Genomic DNA, 22,372 nt, shown 5'->3' with positions numbered 1-22,372 from the left:
AACTCTAGATGTTCGCAATCGTAACCATAGCCGGTCAACAATTCAAAGTTGAGGAAGGTCAGGAGATCTTCGTCCACCGGTTAGAAGCCCAGGCTGGCGACTCCGTCAGCTTCGATGCGGTCCACCTCCTCGCCAACGGCGACGACGTAACCGTAGGCACGCCGATGCTCAGTGGCGCCACCGTAGGCGCTACCGTCGTTGACCCTCTCGTAAAGGGAGACAAAGTGATCATTTTCAAGAAGAAGCGCCGCAAGGGCTACCGCCTCAAGAAAGGTCACCGTCAGCAGTACACCAAACTGAAAATCGATTCCATCGCGGGCTAGTCACGGCCCCTTTACTAACATTCCCCCTTGGGGGAGCCCAAAACTTTATTTACCATGGCACACAAAAAAGGTGTAGGTAGTACCGACAACGGCCGCGACAGTAAATCAAAGCGCCTTGGCGTGAAGCTGTTCGGTGGGCAAACCGCCCAGGCCGGCAACATCATCATCCGTCAGCGGGGTACCAAGTACCACCCCGGTGAGAACGTCTACATGGGCAAGGATTTCACCATCCACGCCAAGGTTGATGGCAAGGTTTCTTTCCGCAAGAGCCGCCTGAACCGCATGTTCGTCAGCATCGACCCCGTTGCCGAGAACGCCTAACTACCGGTAACCGCCCCCCTGGGGCCGCGTACCAAAAGAAACGCCCGGCCGAGGATCTCCTCGGTCGGGCGTTTTGTTTTAAATCCACACGTGCCCCCAGGTGGTTTGACTCCTGCTAAGAACATGGTTGGGATAGCTGGCCTGGTTCGGTAATCCCCTTGTCCCGCGACGGCGAGGCCGCTTTGGGAACCCTGACAAGTCGAAGGGTTTGAGGCCCGCCCTAGACAGGCCGAAGTCACTTCCCAATTTAAATAAATTGTAGGGTCAACCAAGTTTCAGGGCCCGTGTGGAATACACTCAACGCACGCCCCCCGGCCAGGGTTGTGCGGCGACTGGGCTAGTTTATCCCGGCGCCAAATCCGGTTGGGAAACTTAATCCGTGTCCCTATTGTTAATTGGTTACCTTTGCGGCGCGAGCCAGGACACTTTGCTTCCACCGATCCATGCCTCGCCCGCGTAGCCCGATTCTCCGGGCCGCTATACCATTCGGACGGAAGCCTTTACGATCCGCCCTCCGGCTTGTGAGCCAGGCAGGATGAAGCTCCACCCTACCCCTTCGGAGCAGTTAACCCATCTATAGTTTATGGACAGTAAACGTCCCTCTTCCCGCTCCGGCCAAAGCCGCAGCAACAACAAACCCAATCGCTCCGGCGGTAAGCGTCGCCCCAGTGGTGGTGGCGGCGGCGGAAACCGCGATCGCCGCGGCAGCGGCGGTGGCCGTTCCAACCACAATTACATCCCCCTGCCCGCCGAAATGATGGTGCACGAAGGCGTAGCCCTCAAGACCGTCGAATACCGGGCCGAAACCAAGTACGCCGACTGGCCCATCAACGCCAAGCTGAAAAGCGCCATCAAGGCCGCCGGCTGGGTGTACCCCACGGAAATCCAGGAAAAGTCGTTCGAGCACGTCGCTGCCATGAAGGACGTGATGGGCATCGCCACCACCGGTACGGGCAAGACCGGTGCCTTCCTCATCCCCCTGATCGACGCCCTGCTGGAAAGCGAGCAGCCGTTCCAGACCCTCGTGCTGGCACCGACCCGCGAACTGGCCCTCCAGATCGAGGATGAGTTCCGCGCCCTGACGCTCGGCATGAAGTACAACGCCATCACCCTCATCGGTGGCCGCAACATCAACACCGACATCGTAAACCTGAAGAAGCGCAGCTACCACCTCGTGGTGGCTACCCCCGGCCGACTCAAGGACCTGTACCAACAGGGCAAAATCGACCTGCAGGAAGCTTCCGTCCTGGTCCTCGATGAATTCGACCGGATGCTCGATATGGGCTTCCAGAAGGACGTAATGTTCCTGACCGACAAGATGGGCGACCGCGACCAGACGATGCTCTTCTCCGCTACCCTCGACAAGAGTCAGCAGAAGCTGATCGACCACTTCCTGACCGACTACGTCACCATCAAGGTGAGCAGCGGTGAGGTATCGGCCGAGCACATCAACCAGACCGTCAAGTTCGTCGCCCCCGACGACAAGTTCGACGCCCTTATCGAACTGATGCAGCAGCCCGAAATGAAGCGCGTCCTGGTCTTCGCCGAAACCAAGCACCGCGTCAAGAAGGTAACCAAGAAGCTCAACCAGGCCGGTATCTCCGCCGACGAGATCCACGGCAACAAGAGCCAGAACTACCGCCAGAAAGCCCTGAACGCTTTCAAGGCGGGCAAGATCAAGGCCCTCTGCGCCACGGACGTTGCCGCCCGCGGACTGGACATCGACGACATCACCCACGTGGTGAACTTCGAAGCCCCGACGGACTACGACACCTACATCCACCGCGTGGGCCGTACGGGCCGCGCCGGTAAGGGCGGTGAGGCCATCACCTTCTACGACAAGTAGGAAAGGGCCTACCCCCGAACGTATTATTAGGAACGGCCGGTCGCAGCATTGCGACCGGCCGTTTCTCTTTGGCGTTTTACCGGTTTCCCGGCACCCGCGGGCAGCGCCTAGTCCATACGCGCGTACTCCGCCTTGTTGGCCGCCTCCTGGGCGTAGGTATTGAGCTTTACCTGCTTGGCCGGCGACTTGGGCCGGATACGCATGTTGAGGAACTCCACCAGCAGGGAGAAAGCGATGGCGAAGTAGAGGTAGCCCTTGGGCACCGTACCGATGTGGTTCTCGAACACCACGAGGTCGCCCAGGTGTGCACCTTCCACGATGAGCATGAAGCCGATGAGGATCAGGAAGGCCAGCCCCAGCATCTGGATGGTGGGGTTGCGGTTGACGAAGTTGCCCACGGGAACCGCGAAAGCCATCATCACCCCTACGGAAGCCACGACGGCGATAATCATGACGATGAGGGCCCCCACCAGTCCGTTGGTCATGCCTACGGCCGTCAGGATGGAGTCGAAAGAGAATACGATGTTGATGATGGTGATCTGGATGATGACCGATCGCAGGCTCGCCCCCACGGATGGCGTGCCCGGGTCGCCCTCAACGTGCTCGTCCCCTTCCAGCTTGTGGTGGATTTCGGAGGTCGATTTGTACAAAAGGAATATCCCGCCGGCCAGCAGGATGAGGCTCTGACCGGTAAATCCGCCGCTGGCCCACCCCCAGTCGAATTCGAACCAGGGATTGTTGAGGGAAACCAGCCACGACACCCCGAACAGCAGGACGATGCGCAGCGCCATGGCCAGGATTAATCCGATGTTGGTGGCTTTCTTGCGGTCCTCCTCGGACTTCAGTTTACCGCTCGCGATGGAAATGAAAATGATGTTGTCGATGCCGAGAACGATCTCCAAAAAGGTCAGGGTGAGCAGGGAAAGCCACACGGCTCCGCTGCCAAAATCGGGAATTTCAAACATAGGTTCTAAAGTCTGTTGGGGGCGGAATTAGCCCACTAGGGCAAAACTACGGCCTGTTGCATTTGTTTGTGGTGGCTATGAAGGAAACAAAATTTCGGCGGCTGCGGCGCGATGAACTGGAGGAGGTCAAAGGGCAATTCGTGAAGTTCCTCAGCGTCAACGGGATCGACGCCGACAGCTGGGTGAAGATCAAAGCCAACGACCCTCAGCGGGCCGACGCACTCATTCTTCAGTTCAGCCAGATCGTTTTTTCCGGGGTGATCGAACGGGTGGAATACCTCGTACAGCGCAAGCCCCACGACCTGCGTACCTACCGCACCGGACCGGACAAGATAGAGATGCGGGGGCTGCTGATCAGTGGGGAGACCAGCGTGGACCTCACCAACCCCGACACCCCCCCGGAGGAAATCTTCCGCCAGCTGCAGGCCGACGGGGCCCGGCCCAAGATCTACTCCGCGGAGCGGGCCTACCTACCCATCGGCCGCGACCAGGACATCTTCCTGCGGATGGAGGAAGGGGCCCTCATCGACGACGGGCAGCTATTCCAGCTGCTCGACGGGCTGAGCTAGCCGCCAACCGACGCTACGGGTAAAGTTGTTACCTTATCCATCCTCCCGAAATCGCCGACCATGGTCTTCCGCCTCGCTTTTCTTCTGACCGCCTTGCTGTTCGTTGGCTGTGACCGGTCGGCCGACAGCGATTCCGCCCCGTCGACCGCCGCTGCGGACAAGCCCCGGTCCAATACGGAAACCGCCATCTACAAGGACGTCAGTCAGCCCATCGACGACCGCATCGCTGACCTGATTGGTCGCATGACGACCGAAGAAAAGGTGGCCCAGCTCCTCTCGGTCTGGTCGGACAAGCACCGGATGGAAACCGACGACTATTCCTTTGACCCGGAGAAAGCCCGCGCGGTAATGCCCCACGGCATCGGCCACGTGGCCCGCCCGGGGGAAGCCCGGGGCAACGGGGAACCCGGCCGGACGCCCGCCCAGCAGGTAGCCTACGCAAACGCCATCCAACGCTTCCTGGTAGAGGAAACCCGCCTGGGCATTCCCGCCCTGATGCACGAGGAAAGCCTCCACGGACTGGCCGCCAAGGACGCCACCAGCTGGGGGCAGCCCATCTCCGTGGCCGCCACCTGGAACCGCAGCCTCACCCGCCGCCTCTACGCCACCGCAGCCCGGCAGGCCGCCAGCCGGGGCACCCACGTGGTGCTGAGTCCGGTGGTGGACATCGCTCGTGACCCCCGCTGGGGCCGGGTGGAAGAAACCTTCGGTGAAGATCCCTACCTGACCGCGGAAATGGGCCTGCAGGCGGTGCTCGGTTTCCAGGGCGACAACGACAAATGGGATCCCGGGGAGGTATACGCTACCCTGAAACACATGGCCGGCCACGGGGAGCCCGAAGGCGGGAACAACATCGCGCCGGCCCACCTCAGCGAACGTACCCTGCGGGAGGTCTTCCTCTACCCTTTCCGCCACATCGTCCTCTACGGCAACGTGCGCAACATCATGGCTAGCTATAACGAGGTAGACGGTGTGCCCAGCCACGCGAACAACTGGATGCTCAACGACCTGCTGCGCGGACAGTGGGGCTACCGTGGCGTGGTGGTTTCCGATTACTACGGGGTGGAAGAACTCTCTACCCGCCACGCCGTGGCCCCCGACCTCGAGGCGGCCGCCATCCGGGCCATCCGCAGCGGGATCGACGTGGAACTGCCCGACGCCAAGGCCTTCCCCTATCTGGTCGCCGCCGTCAACTCCGGAGAACTTGACGAAGCCATCCTCCACCGGGCCGTGGAGCGGGTACTGCGGCAGAAATTCGACCGCGGACTGTTCGAGAACCCCTATACCGATCCGAACGGCGCCCTGGCAAATACCTCCGCTGACGACACCCTGGTGCGGCAGGCCGGGTCGGAAGCCATGATCCTGCTGAAGAACGAGGGTATCCTTCCGCTGGGGGATGACCTTACCATCGCCGTCATCGGCCCGAACGCCGACCGGGAACTACACGGAGGATACACCGGGGAACCCCACCACTTCGTGACCGTCCGCCAGGGGCTGGAAGCCTACGCCGCGGCCCACGGAAGCACGGTGGTCTACGCCGAGGGCACCCGGGTAACGGAACCCGGCAGCTGGTACAAGGATCCGGTGGTGGCGGTCAGCGTGGCCGACGACCGGGCCCGGATCGAGCAGGCGGTACGGATTGCCCGGCAAGCCGACGTAATCGTGCTGGCCGTTGGCGGCAATGAACTCACGAGCCGGGAAGCCTGGGCCGAAAGCCACCTGGGCGACCGCCCTTCGCTGGAAATGCTGGGTACCCAGAATGAACTTATCGACGCCCTGGCTGAACTGGACATTCCCATGATTGGACTGGTATTCGGTGGTCGCCCCCTCAACATCAGCAACCTGGCGGAGAAGTCCGCGGCCGTCTTTCAGTGCTTCTATTTGGGACAGGAAACGGGGCACAGTGTGGCCGACATCCTCCACGGGGTGGTGGCGCCAAGTGGCAAACTCCCCATCAGCATCCCCCGGTCGGCCGGTCACGTGCCTGCCTATTACAACCACAAACCCACCGCCCGCCGCGGCTACCTTTTCGAGGACGTCAATGCCCTCTACCCCTTCGGTTACGGGCTGAGCTACACCACCTTTGCCTTCAGCGAGCCCAGGCTGGGCGACGACCTCATTCCGGTGGATGGCAATACCACCGTTACCGTGGACGTGACCAATACCGGTCGGGTGGCCGCCAAGGAAGTCGTGCAACTGTACATCCGCGATGACTTTAGCACCGTGACCCGGCCGGTCCGGGAGCTAAAAGGCTTCCAGAAAGTACGCCTGCTGCCCGGCGAAACCCGGTCGATCACCTTTGAGATCGGCTTTGAACAGCTCAGTTTTCTGAATGCCGACCTGGAGTACGCCGTCGAACCCGGCACCTTCAAGCTGATGACCGGCAACAGCAGCCGCCTCCAGGACCTGAAGTCGGTAACCCTGACCGTCGTCAGCCAGGCGCGCTGAGCGGAGGGGGGGTTAAGTCACCGGCCCGGCTTCCGCCGGGCCGGTGTGCAAAACAAAAAACAGCAGATAGTCCATAAACGACAAAGCGGTGACCCGGCGCCGTACGGCCGGACCACCGCTTGCGCGTGATAGTTTACCGGTATCGGTAGAGGTACAGTCTAGAGGTCGCTGATGCGCTTCTGTACCTCGTAGAGGCGGGTATTCTTGTCGACGTCCTCTACCCAGGGGTCATGCTCCAGGTAGTTGGCCGAGATGAGTTTCAGGGAGTGGATACGTCCCTTGCTGTCCTTGATGGGCTGCACGTACTTCACCCACAGGCTGCCCTTGGAGCGGACGGCGTAGATCTTGTTTTCCTTGATTTCGTGCACCCCGGCGATCTGCCGGCAGATGACCACGTCGCCGTCGTTGATGACCGGCTCCATGGAATTGCCGTTGATGGGGAAGGCTACGAATCCGTCGCCGAACAGGTCGGGCAGGGAAAAGAACTGGGCTTCTTCGCGCAGGAAGCTGTCGCCGTCAACACTGGCGCCCGCGAACGCCTCCACGGAGGTGAACAGTATGTTTTGCTTGACGTCTACCCCGCTGATGTCGGCTACCTTGGGCAGATCCATACCGAAGGGAGTGCCGTGGCCTTCCAGCAGGTATTCCTGGTTTACGCCGTACTCGGTGCAGACGCGACGGGCCTGCTCGTAGTTGATGCAGCGCTTGTCGTCGGGATTGAGGTACGCCCGGATGATGTGTCCATAGGAACGATTGTGCAGGATGCGCTTGGCGAAATCACCCAGGCCCCGACCGTTGCGGTCGTTCTTGATGATCTCCCCGCGGTCCTCCAGAATCTGGAAGACTTCCCGGAACCGATCGTTCAATTCGCGGCGATCTTCGGTTATCATAATTCAGTATCAGTTTATTTAAGCTCAAATTAAAACATTTTCAAACAGTCGCGCAAGTTTTCAACAAGTTTTCTGAAATAATTACAGGGAATTCCCGATCCGGGGAGGTGAATTTGTTGGAATGGGACGATTATCGGTCCAGTCCGGCGATCAGGGTCGCGCTCAGGTTGGCCACGAAGGGCAGGCTTTCCGAGAGGATACGACCGCGCTGCTGCAGCAAGCTGCGTTTGATGCCCGCGATGATGCGGGCGGGCTTGGCGGCGATGGCGTCAGCTACGATACCCACGCGGTATTCGAGCTGCCCTTCATTCGACAGGGCTTCATTGACCAGGCCGATCTGCGCGGCTTCCTCCCCCTGGAAGGTGCGACCCGTGTACGCCAGTTCGGCGGCGATGCCGGGATTGACCAGGTAAGGCAATCGTTGCAGGGTGCCAAGGTCGGCTACGATGCCCAGGTCCACTTCCTTGACGGAGAAGGAGGCCGACTTCACGCAATAGCGCAGGTCGCAGGCGGTGATGATGTCTACCCCACCCCCGATGCAGCCCCCCTGTACCGCGGCGATCACGGGCTGGGGGCAGCGCTCGATGGCGTTGATGCAGTCCTGAAGGTCGGTGATGAATTCCCTCACCTGCTCCCGCACCGTAGTGGGGTCGCCCCGGAAGCGGGCCTGCATATCCTGGAGGACGCTCAGGTCCATACCGGCGCAAAAGTGCTTGCCGGCCCCGCGGAGAATGATGACGCGAACGGATTCGTCCGCTCCCGCCCGTTCGAAAGCTTCCCGCATGGCGTGCCAGGCGGGCAGGTCCAGGGCATTGGCGCGGTCGGACCGGTCAAAGGTCAGGTGGGCAATGCCGTTTTCCGCTCGGTAGATCATTCGGGGAAGATAGGCGGCTTTTCGGAGTCGGGGACGCGGGTGCCTCTTCGACGGGGTGAGGCCCTGCCCTATTCGGTGGCCGGTGGTGAGGCCGGAAACTTGTTGAGGAGGCGGGCTTGCTCCGCGATCGCCTCGTTCAACTCCTCTTTCAGTCGGCTGATGAGCGCTCCCGCCGGCAGTGTATCCTGGATGGTGGCCACTCCCTGTCCGGCGCTCCACAGGTTCTTCCAGGCTTTAGCCTCGTGCTCGGCACCGAAGTCGGCCTTGCCCTTCTGGTCCCACATCTCCCGGGTGATGCCGGCGGCCTCCAGGCTCGCGGCCATCCAGTTGGCGGGAATGCCGGATACGGAGGCGGTGTATACAATGTCGCGGGTACCCGCCTCCACGATCATATCCTTATAGGCCTGGTCGGCCACGGCTTCCCGGGTGCTGATGAAGCGGGTGCCCATATAGGCCAGGTCGGCCCCCATCTGCAGGGCGGTGGCGATGTCGCGCCCCGTGCTGAGTCCGCCCGCGAGCAGGATAATGCCGTCGAACATCCCCCTAATCTCGGTTACGAAGGGGATGGGGTTCAGGGTACCCGCGTGCCCCCCGGCCCCGGCACAGACGAGAATGAGCCCGTCTACTCCGGCGTCGATCGCCTTCTGGGCGTGGTAGGTGTTGGTCACGTCGTGGAATACGAGTCCGCCGTAACTGTGGACCGCGTCCACCACTTCCTTTGCCGCCCCGAGGCTGGTGATGACCACCGGTACCTGCTGGCGCACGATCACCTCGAGATCGGCCTGGACGCGGGGATTCGTCTTATGGACGATGAGGTTCACGCCGAAGGGAGGCAGGGGCTTTCCACGCCGCCGTTCTTCCGCCGCCAACTCCTCCTTGATCTCTACCACCCATTGCTCAAAGCCTTCCGTGGTGCGGTTGTTGAGGGCCGGGAAAGTACCCAGGGTGCCGTGCTTGCAGCTTTCCAGCACCAGTTGCTGCTGGGAGACGATAAACATGGGGGAAACCACCACCGGAATGTCAAGGTGGAGGCCGGCTAAAATTTCCTGGCGGTTCTTCATGTCGCCAATTTAGCGAATTTTCGCTTTTGGGTGGAATACCTCCATCCTACGGCGTGGATGCCCGCGGACGTTCTATCTTGCCACCATGAGTACCTCCCCCCGCGACCAGGCGTTCAGCGCCTATTTCTACCGCCGCATCCGGCAGGTGGCGGAACCGTCCGATGCCCCGGCGCGGGAACGGAGTGAACTGCTGCGCCGCCTCCTCCAGGAGGCCTTCGAGCGGGCCACCGAGGCGGACAACCTCCATTTCAGCACCCGCTACGCCCGTATTTCCTACGCTGCCCACAAATTTGGCCTGTCGCGGGAGCTCACCTACCAGGAGCGGCAGTTCCGCCGCGCTGACACCAGCGAACTGACGGAGGAGGAATGGGCCGACCGCCTCGACCGGGGCCTGAAGGTGGCCGTCTCCCTGGTGCGGGCCCTGTTTGCCGCCCCCATTCCGGAAGACCTGCTCGAGTACGACCGCCGTCCCTTCCCACCCTACCGGCAGCCGGAAGTAAAGCAGCGTTACTATTTGCTGCGGGTGGTGGGTACCGCCATCGATGCGGAACGGCAGTTGCTTACCGTGCGGGAGGAGAAGCGCCCCGAGATCACCCACGTCATTCCCTATGGGGACGCCGAGCTGGCTGACTCTCCGGTGGCCGACGCGGCCCGCATCCTGGAGAAAGTGAGTGGCCCCCACCTGACCCTCAACCTGATCAACGCCCAGCTGAGGGACGACAACCGTCTCTACCCCAGCCAGATCGTTATCGAGCCCGACTACCTGGTGAACGTCACCGACGTGGCCTACTGCTTCAGTGGCGGGGGGGCACCCCAGCCCTGGTCGGCCCTCCCCGGCCGCCTGCTGCCCTTTGAAAAGAAACCGCCCCTGGTACGGGGTAACATCGTCAACGCCTTCCTCGACGCGCTCATCCAGCAGCCCGACAGCGATTTTAAAACCGTCATGGCGACCATGTTCGCTCAGCAGCCTCTGGAGCTGTGCACCTTCAGTGACCGTGAGGTCCGTGAACTGGTTAACGACCTGAAGCACCACTTTTCCACCGTACAACGGTTCGTACGCGAGCTGCTGGGGGAACTGGACATCGACCGGGAGAAGGTGCTGCTGGAACCCACCTTCCTCTCCCCCGCCTACGGGCTGCAGGGGCGCCTGGATTTGCTGCAGTCCCAGCGGGACACCCTGGAGGCACTTACCTCAATCGTCGAACTCAAGACCAGCAAGATCCACCGGCCCAATGTCCACGGCATCCGCAGCGACAACTTCATCCAGACCGTCCTCTACGATCTGATGATCAATCGCGCCCTGGGCAAGGGGGCCAACGTGCGCTCCTACATCCTGTACAGCGTCGACTACGACAATCCGGTGCGCTACGCCCCGCCGCAGTTCACCCACCAGATGGCCGCCCTGGCCGCCCGCAATCAGCTCGTAGCCCTCGAAATGCTCATCGCCCAACTGGGCCAAGCCGACGCGGCGGGGCGGGTAACCGACCTGCGGGCCCAAACCGACACCCTCTTCGCCCGGCTGTCGCCCGACCGCATCAAGGGACTGAGTCGCTTCTCCGAGGACGATCACCGTACGGTTCTGGCCACCTACGGGGCCCTGAGCGACCTGGAACGGCGCTACCTGGGTGCTTTCATGGGCTTCGTGGCCCGGGAACAACGGCTGGCAAAGATCGGCGAGCAGAAGACCGACCACGTCAACGGACTGGCCAGCCTGTGGCTGGACGAGCGGGAAGACAAGATCGAGCGCTTCGAGTTGCTGGACGGGCTGCGCTTCGCCGCTTACGACGTGGGCGACAACATCCTCACCCTGGACCGGCCCGCCGACCACGACTATCTCGTGAAGTTCCGCCAGGGGGATATCGTGGCGTTATACGGCACCAGCGCTCCGGCGGCCCAACCCGGTGATGCGGTGCGCTCCCAGGTCTTCAAGTCCACCATCATTGACGTCACCAAGGAAACCCTGCACCTGCGTCCGCGCAACCCCCAACTGAACGACCACGCCTTCCGCCGGGCCTCCTACTGGGCGATCGAGAAGGACGTGCTGGACAGCAGCTTCAAGAATCTCTACCTGGGCCTTTACCTGTGGGCCGCCGCTACTCCAGACTTCCGCGGGCGGTGGCTGGGCCTCACCCCCCCGGGAAAAGCCACTCCCCTGCCCGGTCGGGTTTCCGACGAGCTCACCGAGGAGCAGGACCGCATCCTCAGGAAGGTGGTGACCGCACCGGACTACTTCCTGCTGTGGGGCCCTCCCGGCACCGGGAAGACGAGCATGATGCTGCACCACCTGGTTCGCTACCTGCTGACGCATACCGAAGAGAACGTGCTGCTGGTGGCCTACACCAACCGGGCCGTCGACGAGATCTGTGAAAGTATCGAGAAGATTCGCACGGCCGCCGGGGAGCCCTTCCGCGACTACCTCCGCATCGGCAGCCGGCTGGGCACCAGCGAAGCCTATACGGACCGCCTGCTGCAGGTGCGCAGTGAAGGCATACAGCAGCGCAAGGAACTGAAAGCCCTGATCCACCGCACGCGGATCGTGGTGGGCACCGTGGCCAGTGTCGGGGGGAAGAATGAGCTCTTTCACCTCAAGAGCTTCGACCGCATCGTGGTCGACGAAGCCAGCCAGATCCTGGAGCCCCTGCTCGGCACCCTGCTGACGCGGGCGCCCCGCAGCCTCCTAATCGGCGACCACCGCCAGTTGCCCGCCGTGGTGCAACAGGGGGAAAGGGAAGTCAAAGTGAACGATCCCTTCCTTCAGGACCTCGGCCTCAATGACTTGAGCACCAGTCTCTTTGAACGGCTTTACCTCAAGGCCATTTCCGCCGGCTGGACGTGGGCCTACGACCAGCTTCGCCACCAGGGGCGGATGCACCAGGAAATCATGTGCTTCCCGGCGCTCCATTTCTACGGTGGGGACCTGGAGATCCTGCCGCTTTCGGTGAGCCAGCGTACTCGCCAACTCGCCCCCCTCCTCCTGGCGGACCGCGGCACTCCCCTCCACCGGCAGCTGGCCACCCGCCGACTGGTCTTCATCGCCACGGAAGCCGACCGCCGTTCGGCTGACCCCAAGGTGAACCGCCACGAAGCCCGGATGATCGTGCAGCTGGTGGAGGCGTTTACTGAACTCTACTCCACCACCGCCAACCCGGTCCGCCCCGGCGACATCGGCGTCATCACTCCCTACCGCGCCCAGATCGCCTACATCCGCCGCGAACTCACGGCGGCCGGCCACGCTGCGGACCACTTCACGGTGGACACCGTGGAGCGCTACCAGGGCAGCGCCAAGCGGATCATCCTGATGTCCTTGTGCGCCAATGAGTCGCTCCAGCTGGACCGCATGTCGCAGGTCAGCAGCGAGGGAGTAGACCGCAAACTGAACGTGGCAATGACCCGGGCGCGGGAGCACCTCGTGCTGGTGGGCTGCCCGGACGTGCTGCGGCAGAACGAGATATACGCAAAGCTGCTGGAGCACGTTTCAACCTCACCGGATACCAGTTGTACCTTACCGTAGAATTCTACCCCACATGACGCTCACCACCCTTCTGCTCTACATCGGCATCGCCGCCCTGTCGCTTACGGTACTTACCCACGTTTACCTGAAGGCTACGCGCAACCTCGGCATGAGCCTGTTGCAGAACTTCACGGGAGCCCTGTTCGTGTTCTCGGGTTACGTCAAGGCGATCGACCCCCTGGGTACGGCCTATAAAATGGAGCAGTACTTTGCCGAGTTTGCCTCCACGGCTTCCGGTGCCGGGGCTGACTTTCTGGTACCGCTCTTCCCCTGGCTGAGCAGCTTTTCGGAAAGCTTCTCGGTCTTCATGATTGTGCTGGAGATCATGCTGGGCGTGATGCTGATCGTGGGGGCACTCCCGCGGCTTACTGCCTGGCTGTTTTTCGTCATCGTGGCCTTTTTCACCGTGCTGACGGGCTTCACCTACCTCACGGGCTATGTACCCTCCGGGACCAATTTCTTTGCTTTCGGGGAGTGGGGCGAATACGCCGAAACGAATATGAAGGTCACCGACTGCGGCTGCTTCGGCGATTTCCTCAAGCTGGAGCCACGGGTAAGCTTCCTCAAGGACGTAGCCCTGCTGGTGCCCGCCCTGATCTTCCTCTTCGCGCCTTCCCGCTTGCACCAACTCTTCACTTCGGCTACCCGGGGCGTCGTAGTGGCGGTTACCGGAGCCGCGGCCCTCTTCTTCAGCCTGAGCAACTACGTGTGGGACCTGCCGGTCCACGACTTCCGCCCCTTCCGGATCGGCACCGACGTGGCCACCGTAAAGCAAGCCGAGGCCGAAGCCGCCGCCAGCGTTTCCGTTCTGGGATATGTACTGACCAACAAGGCTGATGGCCGGGTGGTGGAAATGTCTACCGACGAGTTCCTGAAAGTCTACCAGGACTACCCGGAGTCCGACTGGGCGTACGAGACCTTCTCCTCCGAGCCCGCCATCGAGGCCACCAAGATCAGCGACTTCGAGGTGAGCGACGCCGACGGCAACGACATCGTTCCGGAACTGCTGGCCAACCCCGACTACACCTTTATCGTAGTGGCCTACTCCCTCAAGGGGGAGCCCGGCAACTGGGATGAGGACTACCTCGAGCCCTGGCAGGAGAAAATTCAGCCCGTCGTGCGGCAGGCGCAGGATGCCGGGCACACCGTAATGGCCATGACCAAATTCGCCGACGACGCCTACCTCGAGGATTTCCGCCGTACCATCGGGGCCGATTATCCCTTCTACCGGGGCGATGACATCCTGCTCAAAACCATCATCCGTTCCAACCCCGGCGTGGTTTTGATGAAGCAGGGCGTGATCGTCAACAAGTGGCACCACGCCCGCCTTCCCGCCTTCGAAGAGATCGCCGAACAGGATATTTTGGCCGCTTCCCGGCAGTAGTCCGGCTTTTTTCGTTGCTTTGCGGGGCGAAGGGGGCAGTTCCGCCCGCTGCGCTTTGAAAACCGGAAACCGATATGCTGAGTCGCCGCAACGTTCGCATCAAGATCATGCAGGTCCTTTACGCCGCCCAGCGGCAGGAACGCCATGACCTCCGCGCGATCCGCAGCCACTACACCCTGATGGTGAAGCGCTCCTTCGAGCTGTACCTGCAAAACCTGCTGATCCTTCAGCGCTGCTGCGAGTACGCCAAACAGGACCTGGCTACCCGGAACGCCAAGTTCCGCCCCAGCGCCGAGGACAAGGCCTTCCGCGCCACCCTGGCCACAAATCCGGCCGTGCAGTCCCTCAGCAACAACAAGGAACTCAGCCGGCTTTACGACCGCTACAATACCCGAACCCTGATCGACGCCGATCAGATCAAGCAACTCTACCGCGACTTCCTGGGCACCGAGGCCTACGCCGCCTACGCGGCCCAGGAGGAGCCCTCCCCCGCCGACACCACCAAGGTGCTGCTCGCCCTCTACAAGTGGCTGCAGGGAGAGGAACTCTTCCTGACCATGGTGGAGGACCACTTCCCCCTCTGGACCGAAGACAAGAGCCTCGTGGTGGGCGCCATGAAAAAGACCATCAAGGCCCTGCCGGCCGGCGATGACTTCTACCAGGAGTACGAGTCGACCTCGGAGTCCGTCAGCGAATTCGGCGAGGTACTCCTCACCTTCGTAGTGGACGCCAACGACCAGTTGCTTACCCGTATCAAGTCGGTACTCCAGAACTGGGACGCCGAGCGGGTAGCCATCATCGACATGATCCTCCTCAAGATGGCCATCGCGGAATTCCTGGAGTTCGACAACATTCCGCCCCAGGTCACCCTGAATGAGTACCTGGACATCTCGAAGCTGTACAGCACCGACAAGAGCAAGGACTTCCTCAATGGCGTGCTCGACAAGCTACTGAAGGAACTGCGTGAGGAAGGCCTGGTGCGCTAGCCTGGCGCCCCCTACGTTCAGTAATCGATCTTCCCCCGGCCGGCCTTGATTTCCCCCCGCCGCTTCTTCCGCTCCAGCCGCTTGCGGCTGTTGGCTTTAAAGGAGCCGGCCTTGCGTTTCTTCGGGGGATTGCGGATACCGCGCTCCAGCAACCGCTTCAGGTCCTCGAGGGCGCGCTTGCGGTTGGTGTGCTGGGAGCGGTCGCTCTGATCCGTGACCGACAGCCTGCCCCGGCCGTCGAGGCGGTTCCCCAGGTGGAAGCGGATGTTGTCGCGTTCCCGGCGACTCAGTCCCTGGCTAGCCTCTACGTCCAGCAGCAGTTCCACCCGGCTTTCCGTCTTGTTGACGTGCTGGCCGCCGGCCCCGCTGGAACGGGAAGTGCGCATTTCCAGCTCCCGTTCAATTACCTCCCAGTTCATCGGTCCAGATTGGGTACGAAGGTAAAGGTACGGTCGTCAAGGTTGAGGGCGCAGAGGTGGCCCATGCCGGGCTTGGTGTGGAAACATCCGGCGTCGATGTCGAAGACCGGATACGCCCGCCGCCGGGGGTGGGCCTGGGCCTCGACCTGTTGGCGGGTCAGGGGGGTATGACCGTGGACGATCTTGCGGTCGCCCAGCCAGTCGTAGTCGATGTGGCGGTACCAGTTGCGGCGGTTCAGCATCGCCTTTTTCCCCTTCAGGGGGTTCTTGCGGCGGAAGTTGAGTCCGGCGTGGACCAGGATGTAATCGTCCAGCAGGTAGTAATAGGGCAGCTGGTTCAGCCAGGCGATGTGCTGGGGATCGATGCGCCCTTCGGGGTTACCGGGCTGGATGTAGCTCGATTTGGTGGAGGCCGCTCCGGCGTTTCGCCAGGATGCGCGCGACCGCTTGTCCCCCACCAGAATGGCGTCGAGCATATACTGGTCGTGATTCCCGCGCAGGGGGTGGATGCGGTAGCCCTCCGCCTGGAGGCGCAAAATCATATCCAGCACCTGGGCGCTGCGCGGCCCGCGGTCCACGAAATCGCCCAGGAGGTACAGGTCGTCGGTGGTGCCGAGACTGATCCGGTCCAGCAGCGCCTCAAAGGTGCGGGCACAGCCGTGAATATCGGAAATGGCTACTCTGCGGGGCATCGGGTTCTTTAGGGAGGGCCAAAAGTAGTTTTTCTGCCCATAATGCATAAAAAAAGCTCCGCCCGCGGTGGCGGACGGAGCTTTCCGTTGGGAGGGATCCCTTACTTACTGGGTAGCGGCGTTGGGGTCGGCAACCACGGTACCGTCGAGGGAGATGACGGTCTGGGGAGGCGTGGTGTTGGCGGTGATGGTTACCCGCTGGTTGCGCTGTCCAACCTTGTTGTTGGAGTCGAAGCGAACAGTGATCTCACCGGTTTCGCCGGGAGCGATGGGAGCGGTGGGACGGGAAGGAACCGTACATCCGCAGCTGCCCTTGGCGTCGGTGATGATGAGGGGCTCGTTGCCGGTGTTCGTGAAGCTGTAGGTGTGGGTGATGATCTCCCCTTCGGTCACTTCACCGAAGTTGAAGGAAGACTCCTCGAAAGCCATGGTGGTGGTGGGGCCGGCGGGAGCGGCTACGTTGGGCTGCATGGGAGCGGCGGCATTGGGATCGGCGGGAGTGACGGTCTCAATGTTCTGACGGGCGGCGTCGCGCACGTCGTCGTTGCCCTGCTGGCAGGAGAAAACACTGAATGCCAGTACGGCGGCACCAAACAGCGAAGAACGGAGGGTAAGCATACGAATCTGATTTATTTCTGGACAAATATCAGGTGCACAACGCCAATGTCCACCATCCCGCTAGTAAATGACTTGTTAACGGCGCCCACATTGGTATCCCTTACCTTGCGCCGCCAAAAGCCCCCTCCATGTACGAATGGCTGCTCTTCGACGCCGACAACACCATCTGGGATTTTGATGCCGCCGAGGCCAGTGCGCTGGAACGCACCCTGCTGGAGCGCGACTTGGAATGGTCGGCCGAGGTGCTGGGCACCTACCGCCTCATCAACCGCGCCGCCTGGGACGATTTCGAGCAGGGGCGGCTGCCCAAGGAGCAATTGCGCGACATCCGCTTCCAGCGGCTGCTGGAGCATTACCGCCACGACCACCCCGCCGAAGAGCTATCACTGAGCTACCGCAACTACCTGGCGGCCAGCCACCACCTGCTGGAAGGGGCCCGGGAAGTACTCGACCAGGTAAAGGGGCACTACCGCCTGGGCCTGATCACCAACGGGCTGAAGGAGGTACAGCGCCCCCGGCTGCAGAATACCGGCATCGCACCCTACTTCAATTTTATCGCGATCTCGGATGAACTCGGGGTGGCCAAGCCCGACAAGGCGTTCTTCGCCCACGCCCACGGTGAAATGGGATCACCCGACCCCCGGCGCGTACTGGTCATCGGCGACAACCCCAACGCCGACGTTCGCGGCGCCCTGAACTTTGGCTACGACGCCTGCTGGCTGCGGCGCCCCGGTGCAGCCAACCATTCCCGGCTGGGGGAAACCTACCGGATCCGCAAGATCACGGAACTGCTGGAGGTGCTTTAAAAACAACCGCCGCCACCAGTTATACTGGCGACGGCGGATACGTTTCGGTTGCGGCGGTAAATCAGCCCTTTTTCTTCTTGCTCGAGGTCTTTTTCTTGTTGGACGCTTCCTTCTTTTCAGCATCCTTTTCGCTGTGAAGGTAGCCTACGGACAGGCTGTCTTCTCCCAGGAAGTGCTCGCAGTGGTGGGCCCGGTCTTCGATCCGCACGAGGAATTCTTCCAGCAGAGACTTGGTACCGTAGTCGCCCAGCTCGAAGGCTTTCTGAATGGACTTGCGGAACTCCTCGGCCATCCGCCGCTCGTTGTTCATATCCGCCTCTACCCCGTCGCGGATGCGGAAGACGCCTTCGGGCTCCTGCTCGATGTAGGACAGCTTGACGTAGTTCTCCATCCGGGTGGTGGGGTCGTAGCCCAGCAGGGTAATGCGCTCTGCCACCGCGTCGGCCTGCTCGTGGATCTCGGTGTAGTTCTCCTCCAGGAAGAGGTGAAGGTCCCGGAACTGGGGGCCTTCCACCAGCCAGTGGTGCTTGTGGTACTGGAAGTACTGTATCCAGAGGGCGGCCAGGTGGCGGTCCAGGTGCTCCCGCATGACGGAGCAGGTTTTCTCGCTTAGCCCTACGGGGTTGCCTTCGTATTCTTTGTGATCTCTGATCTTTTCCATTAAAGGGTTGTTTACCCTCCCCAACGGCGGCCCCCTTTTGATGTTCAGGATTTCTGTGCCGGCCGTTGCCGTCCGATCACGGACATACCCCTTAACTTCCGGCTGTTCCGGCTTACCTTTCACGCGTTGGTTCGTCTAACCAACGTTAGGAGTAAAACCCCAAGAAACATGAGTGTCCTCCGCCTTGCGATTCTCGACATGTACAACGGCATCCCCAACCAGGGCATGCGGTGCATCCGTGAGATCGTGGAACAATTCTCCGACAGCGTCGAATACGAGGTGTTCGACGTCCGTGCCGAACACCGGCTGCCCAACCTGGACTTCGACATTTACATCAGCTCCGGCGGCCCCGGCGACCCGCGCGAAGGCGACGGCGTCTGGGAAGACCTCTGGGGACAGTGGCTGGATTCCGTCCTGGCGTACAACGCTACCCATGACCGGAAGAAATTCGTCTTCTTCATCTGCCACAGCTTCCAGATGGCGGTCCACCACCTCGGCATGGCCGAAGTAACCGCCCGCCGCAGCCTGAGCTTTGGCACCTTCCCCATGCACGTTACGGAGGAGGGCGTCGACGATCCGGTATTCATTGGCCTGGACGACCCATTCACCGCCGCGGACTTCCGCCGCTTTCAGGTGATCCAGCCCGACGAGGACCGGATGACGGAATTAGGAGCTACCATCCTGGCCATTGAGAAGGACCGCCCCCACGTGGACCTGGAGCGTGCCACCATGGCCATCCGTTGGACCCCGGAAATCGTGGGTACCCAGTTCCACCCCGAGGCGGACGCCGACGGTATGCTGGAGCACTTCAGCCGCCCGGAAATCAAGGCGGAGGTAATCGCCGAGCACGGCCGCGACAAGTGGATCAGCCTGATGGCCGACCTCAGCGACCCGGCCAAGATTTCCCACACCCACGACACGGTCATCCCCGGCTTTCTGCGGCGCGCCATCAAGGTGTTGGCCCCCGAACCGGAGGTAGCCCAGGGTTGATCGCGGAGCGGTCGCGCCAACCCCCGTATTCCGTTACCTTTGTTCCATGCGTATCTCTCCCCCCCAGCCTGCAGAGTGGGTTCTGATTACCGGTGCTACCCATGGAATCGGTCTCGCCCTGGCCAAGGAGTGTCTGCGACAGGGAATGGGAGTAGCCGCCGTGGGGCTGCCGGACCACCACCTGGACCTGGCCCAAAAGGAGCTCTCCGCTTTTCCCGGTGCCAACGTGCGGGCGATCGGCCTCGACCTGATCCAGCCCGGAGCCATCGACCGCCTCTTCGAGTGGCTGCAAGCCGAATCCCTGACCATCAACTACCTGGTGAACAACGCCGGCTTCGGCCGCGGCGGCCTGTTCGAGAATACGGATTGGACGGAGTACCGTAACATGCTGTTACTCAACAACCAGGTAATGGTTGAGCTCACCTATCGCTTGCTGCCCCACCTGCGGGCCTGTCGCGGTGGCATCCTGAACATCAGCAGCATGGAGGCTACCCTTCCCCTGCCCTACAAGACGGTGTACACCGGGACGAAAGCCTTCGTCTATAATTTCTCTTTGGCATTGCGCGAAGAGTTTCGCTATCACGGCGTGAGCGTGTCCGTGCTCTGCCCGGGCCCCATCATCACCAACGAGGACGGATTGCGGCGGCTTGAAGCGCAGGGGCGGCGCGGGCGCCTGCTGGTAGCCCTGCCCGAGGACATCGCCCCCGCCGCCGTGAACGGCATGCTGACCGGCAAGGCCGTGATCGTACCCGGATGGCTGGTACGGGCCATTATCGCCACGAGTTACATCACCCCCCGCCCCCTGCGCATGCGCATTCTGGAAAAGCTGTTCAGCCGTTACCGCGACACCCCGCCCGCCGTCGGCACCCCGTCCAAGGCCCGGAACCTGGCCAACTGACTCAGAAGGAGTAACGGAAACCCGTAAGTTTTTCACTGAGCTCCCAAAGCCGGCGGGCCTGCTCCTCGTCGTAGCTGCTGGAGAACGACCGCTTGGGGAACTGGTCGTCCCAGTACAGCCCGCTCGGCGGATTGTCAGCTACGGAGGCTAAAAAAATGCTGGTGGCGGCCCCTTCCTCCGCTGATTTGTTGCCCTTCATGCGCCGACGTACCCGCCAGGCCAGGCGGTGCAGCCAGGTATTCCCCTTCAACCCGATGTCGGTCTGCACCAGACCGGGCTGTACGGCACAGATGGTGGTGCTGTCGCGCTTGCGGCGGTCGTACTCGTAGCAGAACAGCACGTTGGCCAGCTTGCTCTGGGCGTAGCTGCGCAGGCCGTGGTAGTTGTTGTCGAGGTTCAGGTCGTCGAACTGTATGCCCTTCACCTGCCGGTGGCTGTCGCTGGCCACACAGATGATGCGGCCGTCCGGTTGCAGGTGGTCCCGCAGCAACCCCGTGAGCAGGAAGTAGGCCAGGTGGTTCACGGCGAAGGTTTGCTCTACCCCTTCGGCCGTCAGCAGTTGCTCGGAGTTCCAGACGCCGGCGTTGTTGATGAGGACGTCGAGACGGGGGTGGTTCACGCGTACGCGGTCGGCCAGGTCACGGATTTCTTCCTGACTGCTTAGGTCGGCGTGTACGGGACTCACCCGCCCGCCGGTGATGCCCGATGCGGCCAACCGCGCCTTCTCCAGGGTGCGACCGTGCAGCAGTACGTGAAAGCCCCTGGCGGCCAGGGCGCGGGCCGTTTCCAGGCCGATTCCACCGGTGGCGCCGGTGATGAGGACGGTTTTTTCCATGGGGTTATTCTTCGCTGGTCTGCCGCAGCCGGTTCACTTCTTCCTCGGCACCCCGCAGTTTGGCGCGGCACAGGGCGATGAGCTGCTCCGCCCGCGCTACGCGGAGGTGCAGCTGGTCGATGTCGGCCGGTACTTCCTGCAGCTCGGAAAGTATCTTTTCCAGTTCCGCCTGGGCTTCGGTGTAATTCATTGCGGACAATTTCCGCGAATGTAGGGCCACCCGCGGGAAAAGAACATCACCCGCCTTGTCTCGCGTTCCCTAAGAAAAGCAAACCCCACTATGCGACATTGTATTTTCTTCGGTTTCCTCCTCCTGGCAGCCCTTCCGCTGAGCGCCCAATCCCCCGTTGACGTAGGCCGGGGCGGCATGCAGACCACCGCCCTGGAGGAAGCCACCGGAGCGGACCTGTTCGCCACCAACTTCGAGGAATCCAACGTGGGCTTCCTTCACATTTACGTTGACCCCACGGATGACCCCCTGGAAACCTACCTGCTGCGGGGACGGGAAATGTCGGATACCGCGGTGGCCATGCTGCCCGCCCGGCTGCGGCGGCTGGCCAAGGATGACGACGCCACCTTCTACGCCACCCTGGCCATCAAGGGCATCGATGAAAACCTCTACCTGACCCGCCTGGATGCCCCGCGCCGCGACCAGATCGACATGTTCGCCATCCGCGACGGCAAGGTGAAACACCTCAAAACCCTGGCCTACCTCGATTGCGGCGGCACGGAGTGCCTGCAGATGGACAGCTATATCACCGACGTCAACCTCGACACCGATTTTGACCTCATCCAGATTGCGCGGCGAACCACCGAGCAGAATGGCACGACCGACGAGCGGCGCACTGTTTATTATATGTCGCCCGACAACCGCCGCTGGAAGGTCACCGAGGAACTCGACGTGCCCTGGGAAGGCATCCAGTTTTATGAACCCGGTCACGAGGAGGACCACTAGGGGCTCAGGGCCGGCGGCTACTCCTCCTCCGCCGCCGACCGGGATACCTCCCGCCGTATTTTTCGGAAGAGCTTCTCCGACTTGGGGGTAAGTTCCACCCCTTCCGGGGCCGCGTCGTACTGCCCGACAATCTCGAGCAGGACGTTGATCCTCCCCTCGGTATCGTAGAAGCGGTTCACAATGGCGATGCGTCGCTGTTCCACCAGACAATAACCGGAGGTAAAGTTTCCCTTCTCGTAGCGAACGGTATATCCCAGTTCCTCAAGCAGTTGCTCCAGTTTTTTCAGGCTGTGTTTGGTCGTGGCAATCATCGGGCGCGG

General features: G+C 61.7%; 23 protein-coding genes. 12 read left to right on the top strand and 11 right to left on the bottom strand.

The annotated features are described in order from the left end of the window. Positions 1-8: 8 nt before the first annotated feature. The 3 genes from rplU (at position 9) to CGL56_RS08755 (ending at position 2,490) form a co-directional block, all read left to right on the top strand. Positions 9-323 carry a 50S ribosomal protein L21 gene (gene rplU / locus CGL56_RS08765; RefSeq protein WP_099106167.1) on the top strand — a complete coding sequence of 105 codons (315 nt, stop codon included), beginning with the start codon at positions 9-11 and terminating at the stop codon, positions 321-323. A 54-nt stretch (positions 324-377) separates the two neighbouring features. After that, positions 378-644: a 50S ribosomal protein L27 gene (gene rpmA, locus CGL56_RS08760; protein ID WP_099106166.1), complete on the top strand. Its 267-nt coding sequence runs from the start codon at positions 378-380 to the stop codon at positions 642-644. Between the two features lie 583 nt (positions 645-1,227). After that, entirely contained in the window at positions 1,228-2,490 is a 1,263-nt protein-coding gene (locus tag CGL56_RS08755; protein WP_099106165.1) for a DEAD/DEAH box helicase, read from the top strand. Positions 2,491-2,597: 107 nt separating this feature from the next. Here CGL56_RS08755 and CGL56_RS08750 read toward each other — a convergent pair whose 3' ends face one another. After that, on the bottom strand, positions 2,598-3,455 hold the full coding sequence (locus CGL56_RS08750) for a TerC family protein (RefSeq protein ID WP_099106164.1): 858 nt from the start codon (positions 3,453-3,455) through the stop codon (positions 2,598-2,600). Positions 3,456-3,532: 77 nt separating this feature from the next. On the opposite strand from CGL56_RS08750, the gene CGL56_RS08745 reads away from it, so the two are divergent. Then, on the top strand, positions 3,533-4,024 hold the full coding sequence (locus CGL56_RS08745) for a DUF6495 family protein (protein ID WP_099106163.1): 492 nt from the start codon (positions 3,533-3,535) through the stop codon (positions 4,022-4,024). A gap of 60 nt (positions 4,025-4,084) precedes the next feature. Beyond that, a complete protein-coding gene (locus CGL56_RS08740; RefSeq protein ID WP_099106162.1) occupies positions 4,085-6,472 on the top strand; it encodes a glycoside hydrolase family 3 N-terminal domain-containing protein in 2,388 nt (795 codons plus the stop codon). A 158-nt stretch (positions 6,473-6,630) separates the two neighbouring features. On the opposite strand, the gene CGL56_RS08735 is transcribed toward CGL56_RS08740, so the two are convergent. The 3 genes from CGL56_RS08735 to CGL56_RS08725 all read right to left on the bottom strand — a co-directional run bounded on the left by CGL56_RS08735 (position 6,631) and on the right by CGL56_RS08725 (position 9,297). Continuing rightward, positions 6,631-7,362, bottom strand: coding sequence for a S24 family peptidase (locus CGL56_RS08735; protein ID WP_099106161.1), 732 nt, complete (start codon positions 7,360-7,362; stop codon positions 6,631-6,633). 130 nt (positions 7,363-7,492) lie between these two features. Beyond that, a complete protein-coding gene (locus CGL56_RS08730; RefSeq protein ID WP_099106160.1) occupies positions 7,493-8,236 on the bottom strand; it encodes an enoyl-CoA hydratase-related protein in 744 nt (247 codons plus the stop codon). A 68-nt stretch (positions 8,237-8,304) separates the two neighbouring features. After that, entirely contained in the window at positions 8,305-9,297 is a 993-nt protein-coding gene (locus tag CGL56_RS08725) for an NAD(P)H-dependent flavin oxidoreductase (RefSeq protein ID WP_099106159.1), read from the bottom strand. An 85-nt stretch (positions 9,298-9,382) separates the two neighbouring features. On the opposite strand from CGL56_RS08725, the gene CGL56_RS08720 reads away from it, so the two are divergent. The 3 genes from CGL56_RS08720 (at position 9,383) to CGL56_RS08710 (ending at position 15,178) form a co-directional block, all read left to right on the top strand. After that, positions 9,383-12,808 carry a DEAD/DEAH box helicase gene (locus tag CGL56_RS08720; protein ID WP_099106158.1) on the top strand — a complete coding sequence of 1,142 codons (3,426 nt, stop codon included), beginning with the start codon at positions 9,383-9,385 and terminating at the stop codon, positions 12,806-12,808. 13 nt (positions 12,809-12,821) lie between these two features. Further along, a complete protein-coding gene (locus CGL56_RS08715) occupies positions 12,822-14,192 on the top strand; it encodes a DoxX family protein (RefSeq protein ID WP_099106157.1) in 1,371 nt (456 codons plus the stop codon). A gap of 74 nt (positions 14,193-14,266) precedes the next feature. Next, positions 14,267-15,178 (top strand): transcription antitermination protein NusB, encoded by a 912-nt coding sequence (locus tag CGL56_RS08710; RefSeq protein ID WP_099106156.1) that lies wholly within the window; start codon positions 14,267-14,269, stop codon positions 15,176-15,178. 17 nt (positions 15,179-15,195) lie between these two features. Here the strand turns inward: CGL56_RS08710 and arfB are convergent, their stop codons facing one another. From arfB to CGL56_RS08695, 3 genes are all read right to left on the bottom strand, one after another. After that, positions 15,196-15,597, bottom strand: coding sequence for an alternative ribosome rescue aminoacyl-tRNA hydrolase ArfB (gene arfB, locus CGL56_RS08705; protein ID WP_099106155.1), 402 nt, complete (start codon positions 15,595-15,597; stop codon positions 15,196-15,198). Next, positions 15,594-16,289 (bottom strand): metallophosphoesterase family protein, encoded by a 696-nt coding sequence (locus tag CGL56_RS08700; protein ID WP_167641576.1) that lies wholly within the window; start codon positions 16,287-16,289, stop codon positions 15,594-15,596. Before CGL56_RS08700 ends, arfB begins: the two co-directional genes overlap by 4 nt. A gap of 105 nt (positions 16,290-16,394) precedes the next feature. Beyond that, positions 16,395-16,907, bottom strand: a complete 513-nt coding sequence (locus CGL56_RS08695) for a DUF1573 domain-containing protein (RefSeq protein ID WP_099106153.1) — start codon at positions 16,905-16,907, stop codon at positions 16,395-16,397. A gap of 128 nt (positions 16,908-17,035) precedes the next feature. Here CGL56_RS08695 and CGL56_RS08690 point away from each other — a divergent pair, with 128 nt between their 5' ends. Next, on the top strand, positions 17,036-17,713 hold the full coding sequence (locus CGL56_RS08690) for a YjjG family noncanonical pyrimidine nucleotidase (RefSeq protein WP_099106152.1): 678 nt from the start codon (positions 17,036-17,038) through the stop codon (positions 17,711-17,713). Between the two features lie 61 nt (positions 17,714-17,774). On the opposite strand, the gene CGL56_RS08685 is transcribed toward CGL56_RS08690, so the two are convergent. Further along, positions 17,775-18,374 carry a Dps family protein gene (locus CGL56_RS08685; RefSeq protein ID WP_099106151.1) on the bottom strand — a complete coding sequence of 200 codons (600 nt, stop codon included), beginning with the start codon at positions 18,372-18,374 and terminating at the stop codon, positions 17,775-17,777. Positions 18,375-18,542: 168 nt separating this feature from the next. Here CGL56_RS08685 and CGL56_RS08680 point away from each other — a divergent pair, with 168 nt between their 5' ends. Beyond that, positions 18,543-19,364, top strand: a complete 822-nt coding sequence (locus CGL56_RS08680; RefSeq protein WP_245183961.1) for a type 1 glutamine amidotransferase — start codon at positions 18,543-18,545, stop codon at positions 19,362-19,364. Positions 19,365-19,410: 46 nt separating this feature from the next. Continuing rightward, positions 19,411-20,262 carry an SDR family NAD(P)-dependent oxidoreductase gene (locus CGL56_RS08675; protein ID WP_099106150.1) on the top strand — a complete coding sequence of 284 codons (852 nt, stop codon included), beginning with the start codon at positions 19,411-19,413 and terminating at the stop codon, positions 20,260-20,262. Position 20,263: 1 nt separating this feature from the next. Here the strand turns inward: CGL56_RS08675 and CGL56_RS08670 are convergent, their stop codons facing one another. Next, positions 20,264-21,097, bottom strand: coding sequence for an SDR family NAD(P)-dependent oxidoreductase (locus tag CGL56_RS08670; RefSeq protein WP_099106149.1), 834 nt, complete (start codon positions 21,095-21,097; stop codon positions 20,264-20,266). 4 nt (positions 21,098-21,101) lie between these two features. Then, the gene (gene xseB / locus CGL56_RS08665) at positions 21,102-21,287 is read right to left on the bottom strand and encodes an exodeoxyribonuclease VII small subunit (RefSeq protein WP_099106148.1); all 186 of its coding nucleotides are present in this window, start codon (positions 21,285-21,287) and stop codon (positions 21,102-21,104) included. Between the two features lie 90 nt (positions 21,288-21,377). Between xseB and CGL56_RS08660 the strand changes: the two genes are divergently transcribed. Next, positions 21,378-22,052 carry a hypothetical protein gene (locus CGL56_RS08660; protein ID WP_099106147.1) on the top strand — a complete coding sequence of 225 codons (675 nt, stop codon included), beginning with the start codon at positions 21,378-21,380 and terminating at the stop codon, positions 22,050-22,052. Positions 22,053-22,069: 17 nt separating this feature from the next. Here the strand turns inward: CGL56_RS08660 and CGL56_RS08655 are convergent, their stop codons facing one another. Then, complete coding sequence (locus CGL56_RS08655) at positions 22,070-22,363, bottom strand: hypothetical protein (RefSeq protein WP_099106511.1); 294 nt, start codon at positions 22,361-22,363, stop codon at positions 22,070-22,072. Between the last annotated feature and the right edge of the window lie 9 nt (positions 22,364-22,372).

The organism is Neolewinella marina, assembly GCF_002631205.1.
GTDB classification, from domain to species: domain Bacteria; phylum Bacteroidota; class Bacteroidia; order Chitinophagales; family Saprospiraceae; genus Neolewinella; species Neolewinella marina.
This window is presented reverse-complemented; position numbering and strand designations above follow the sequence as displayed.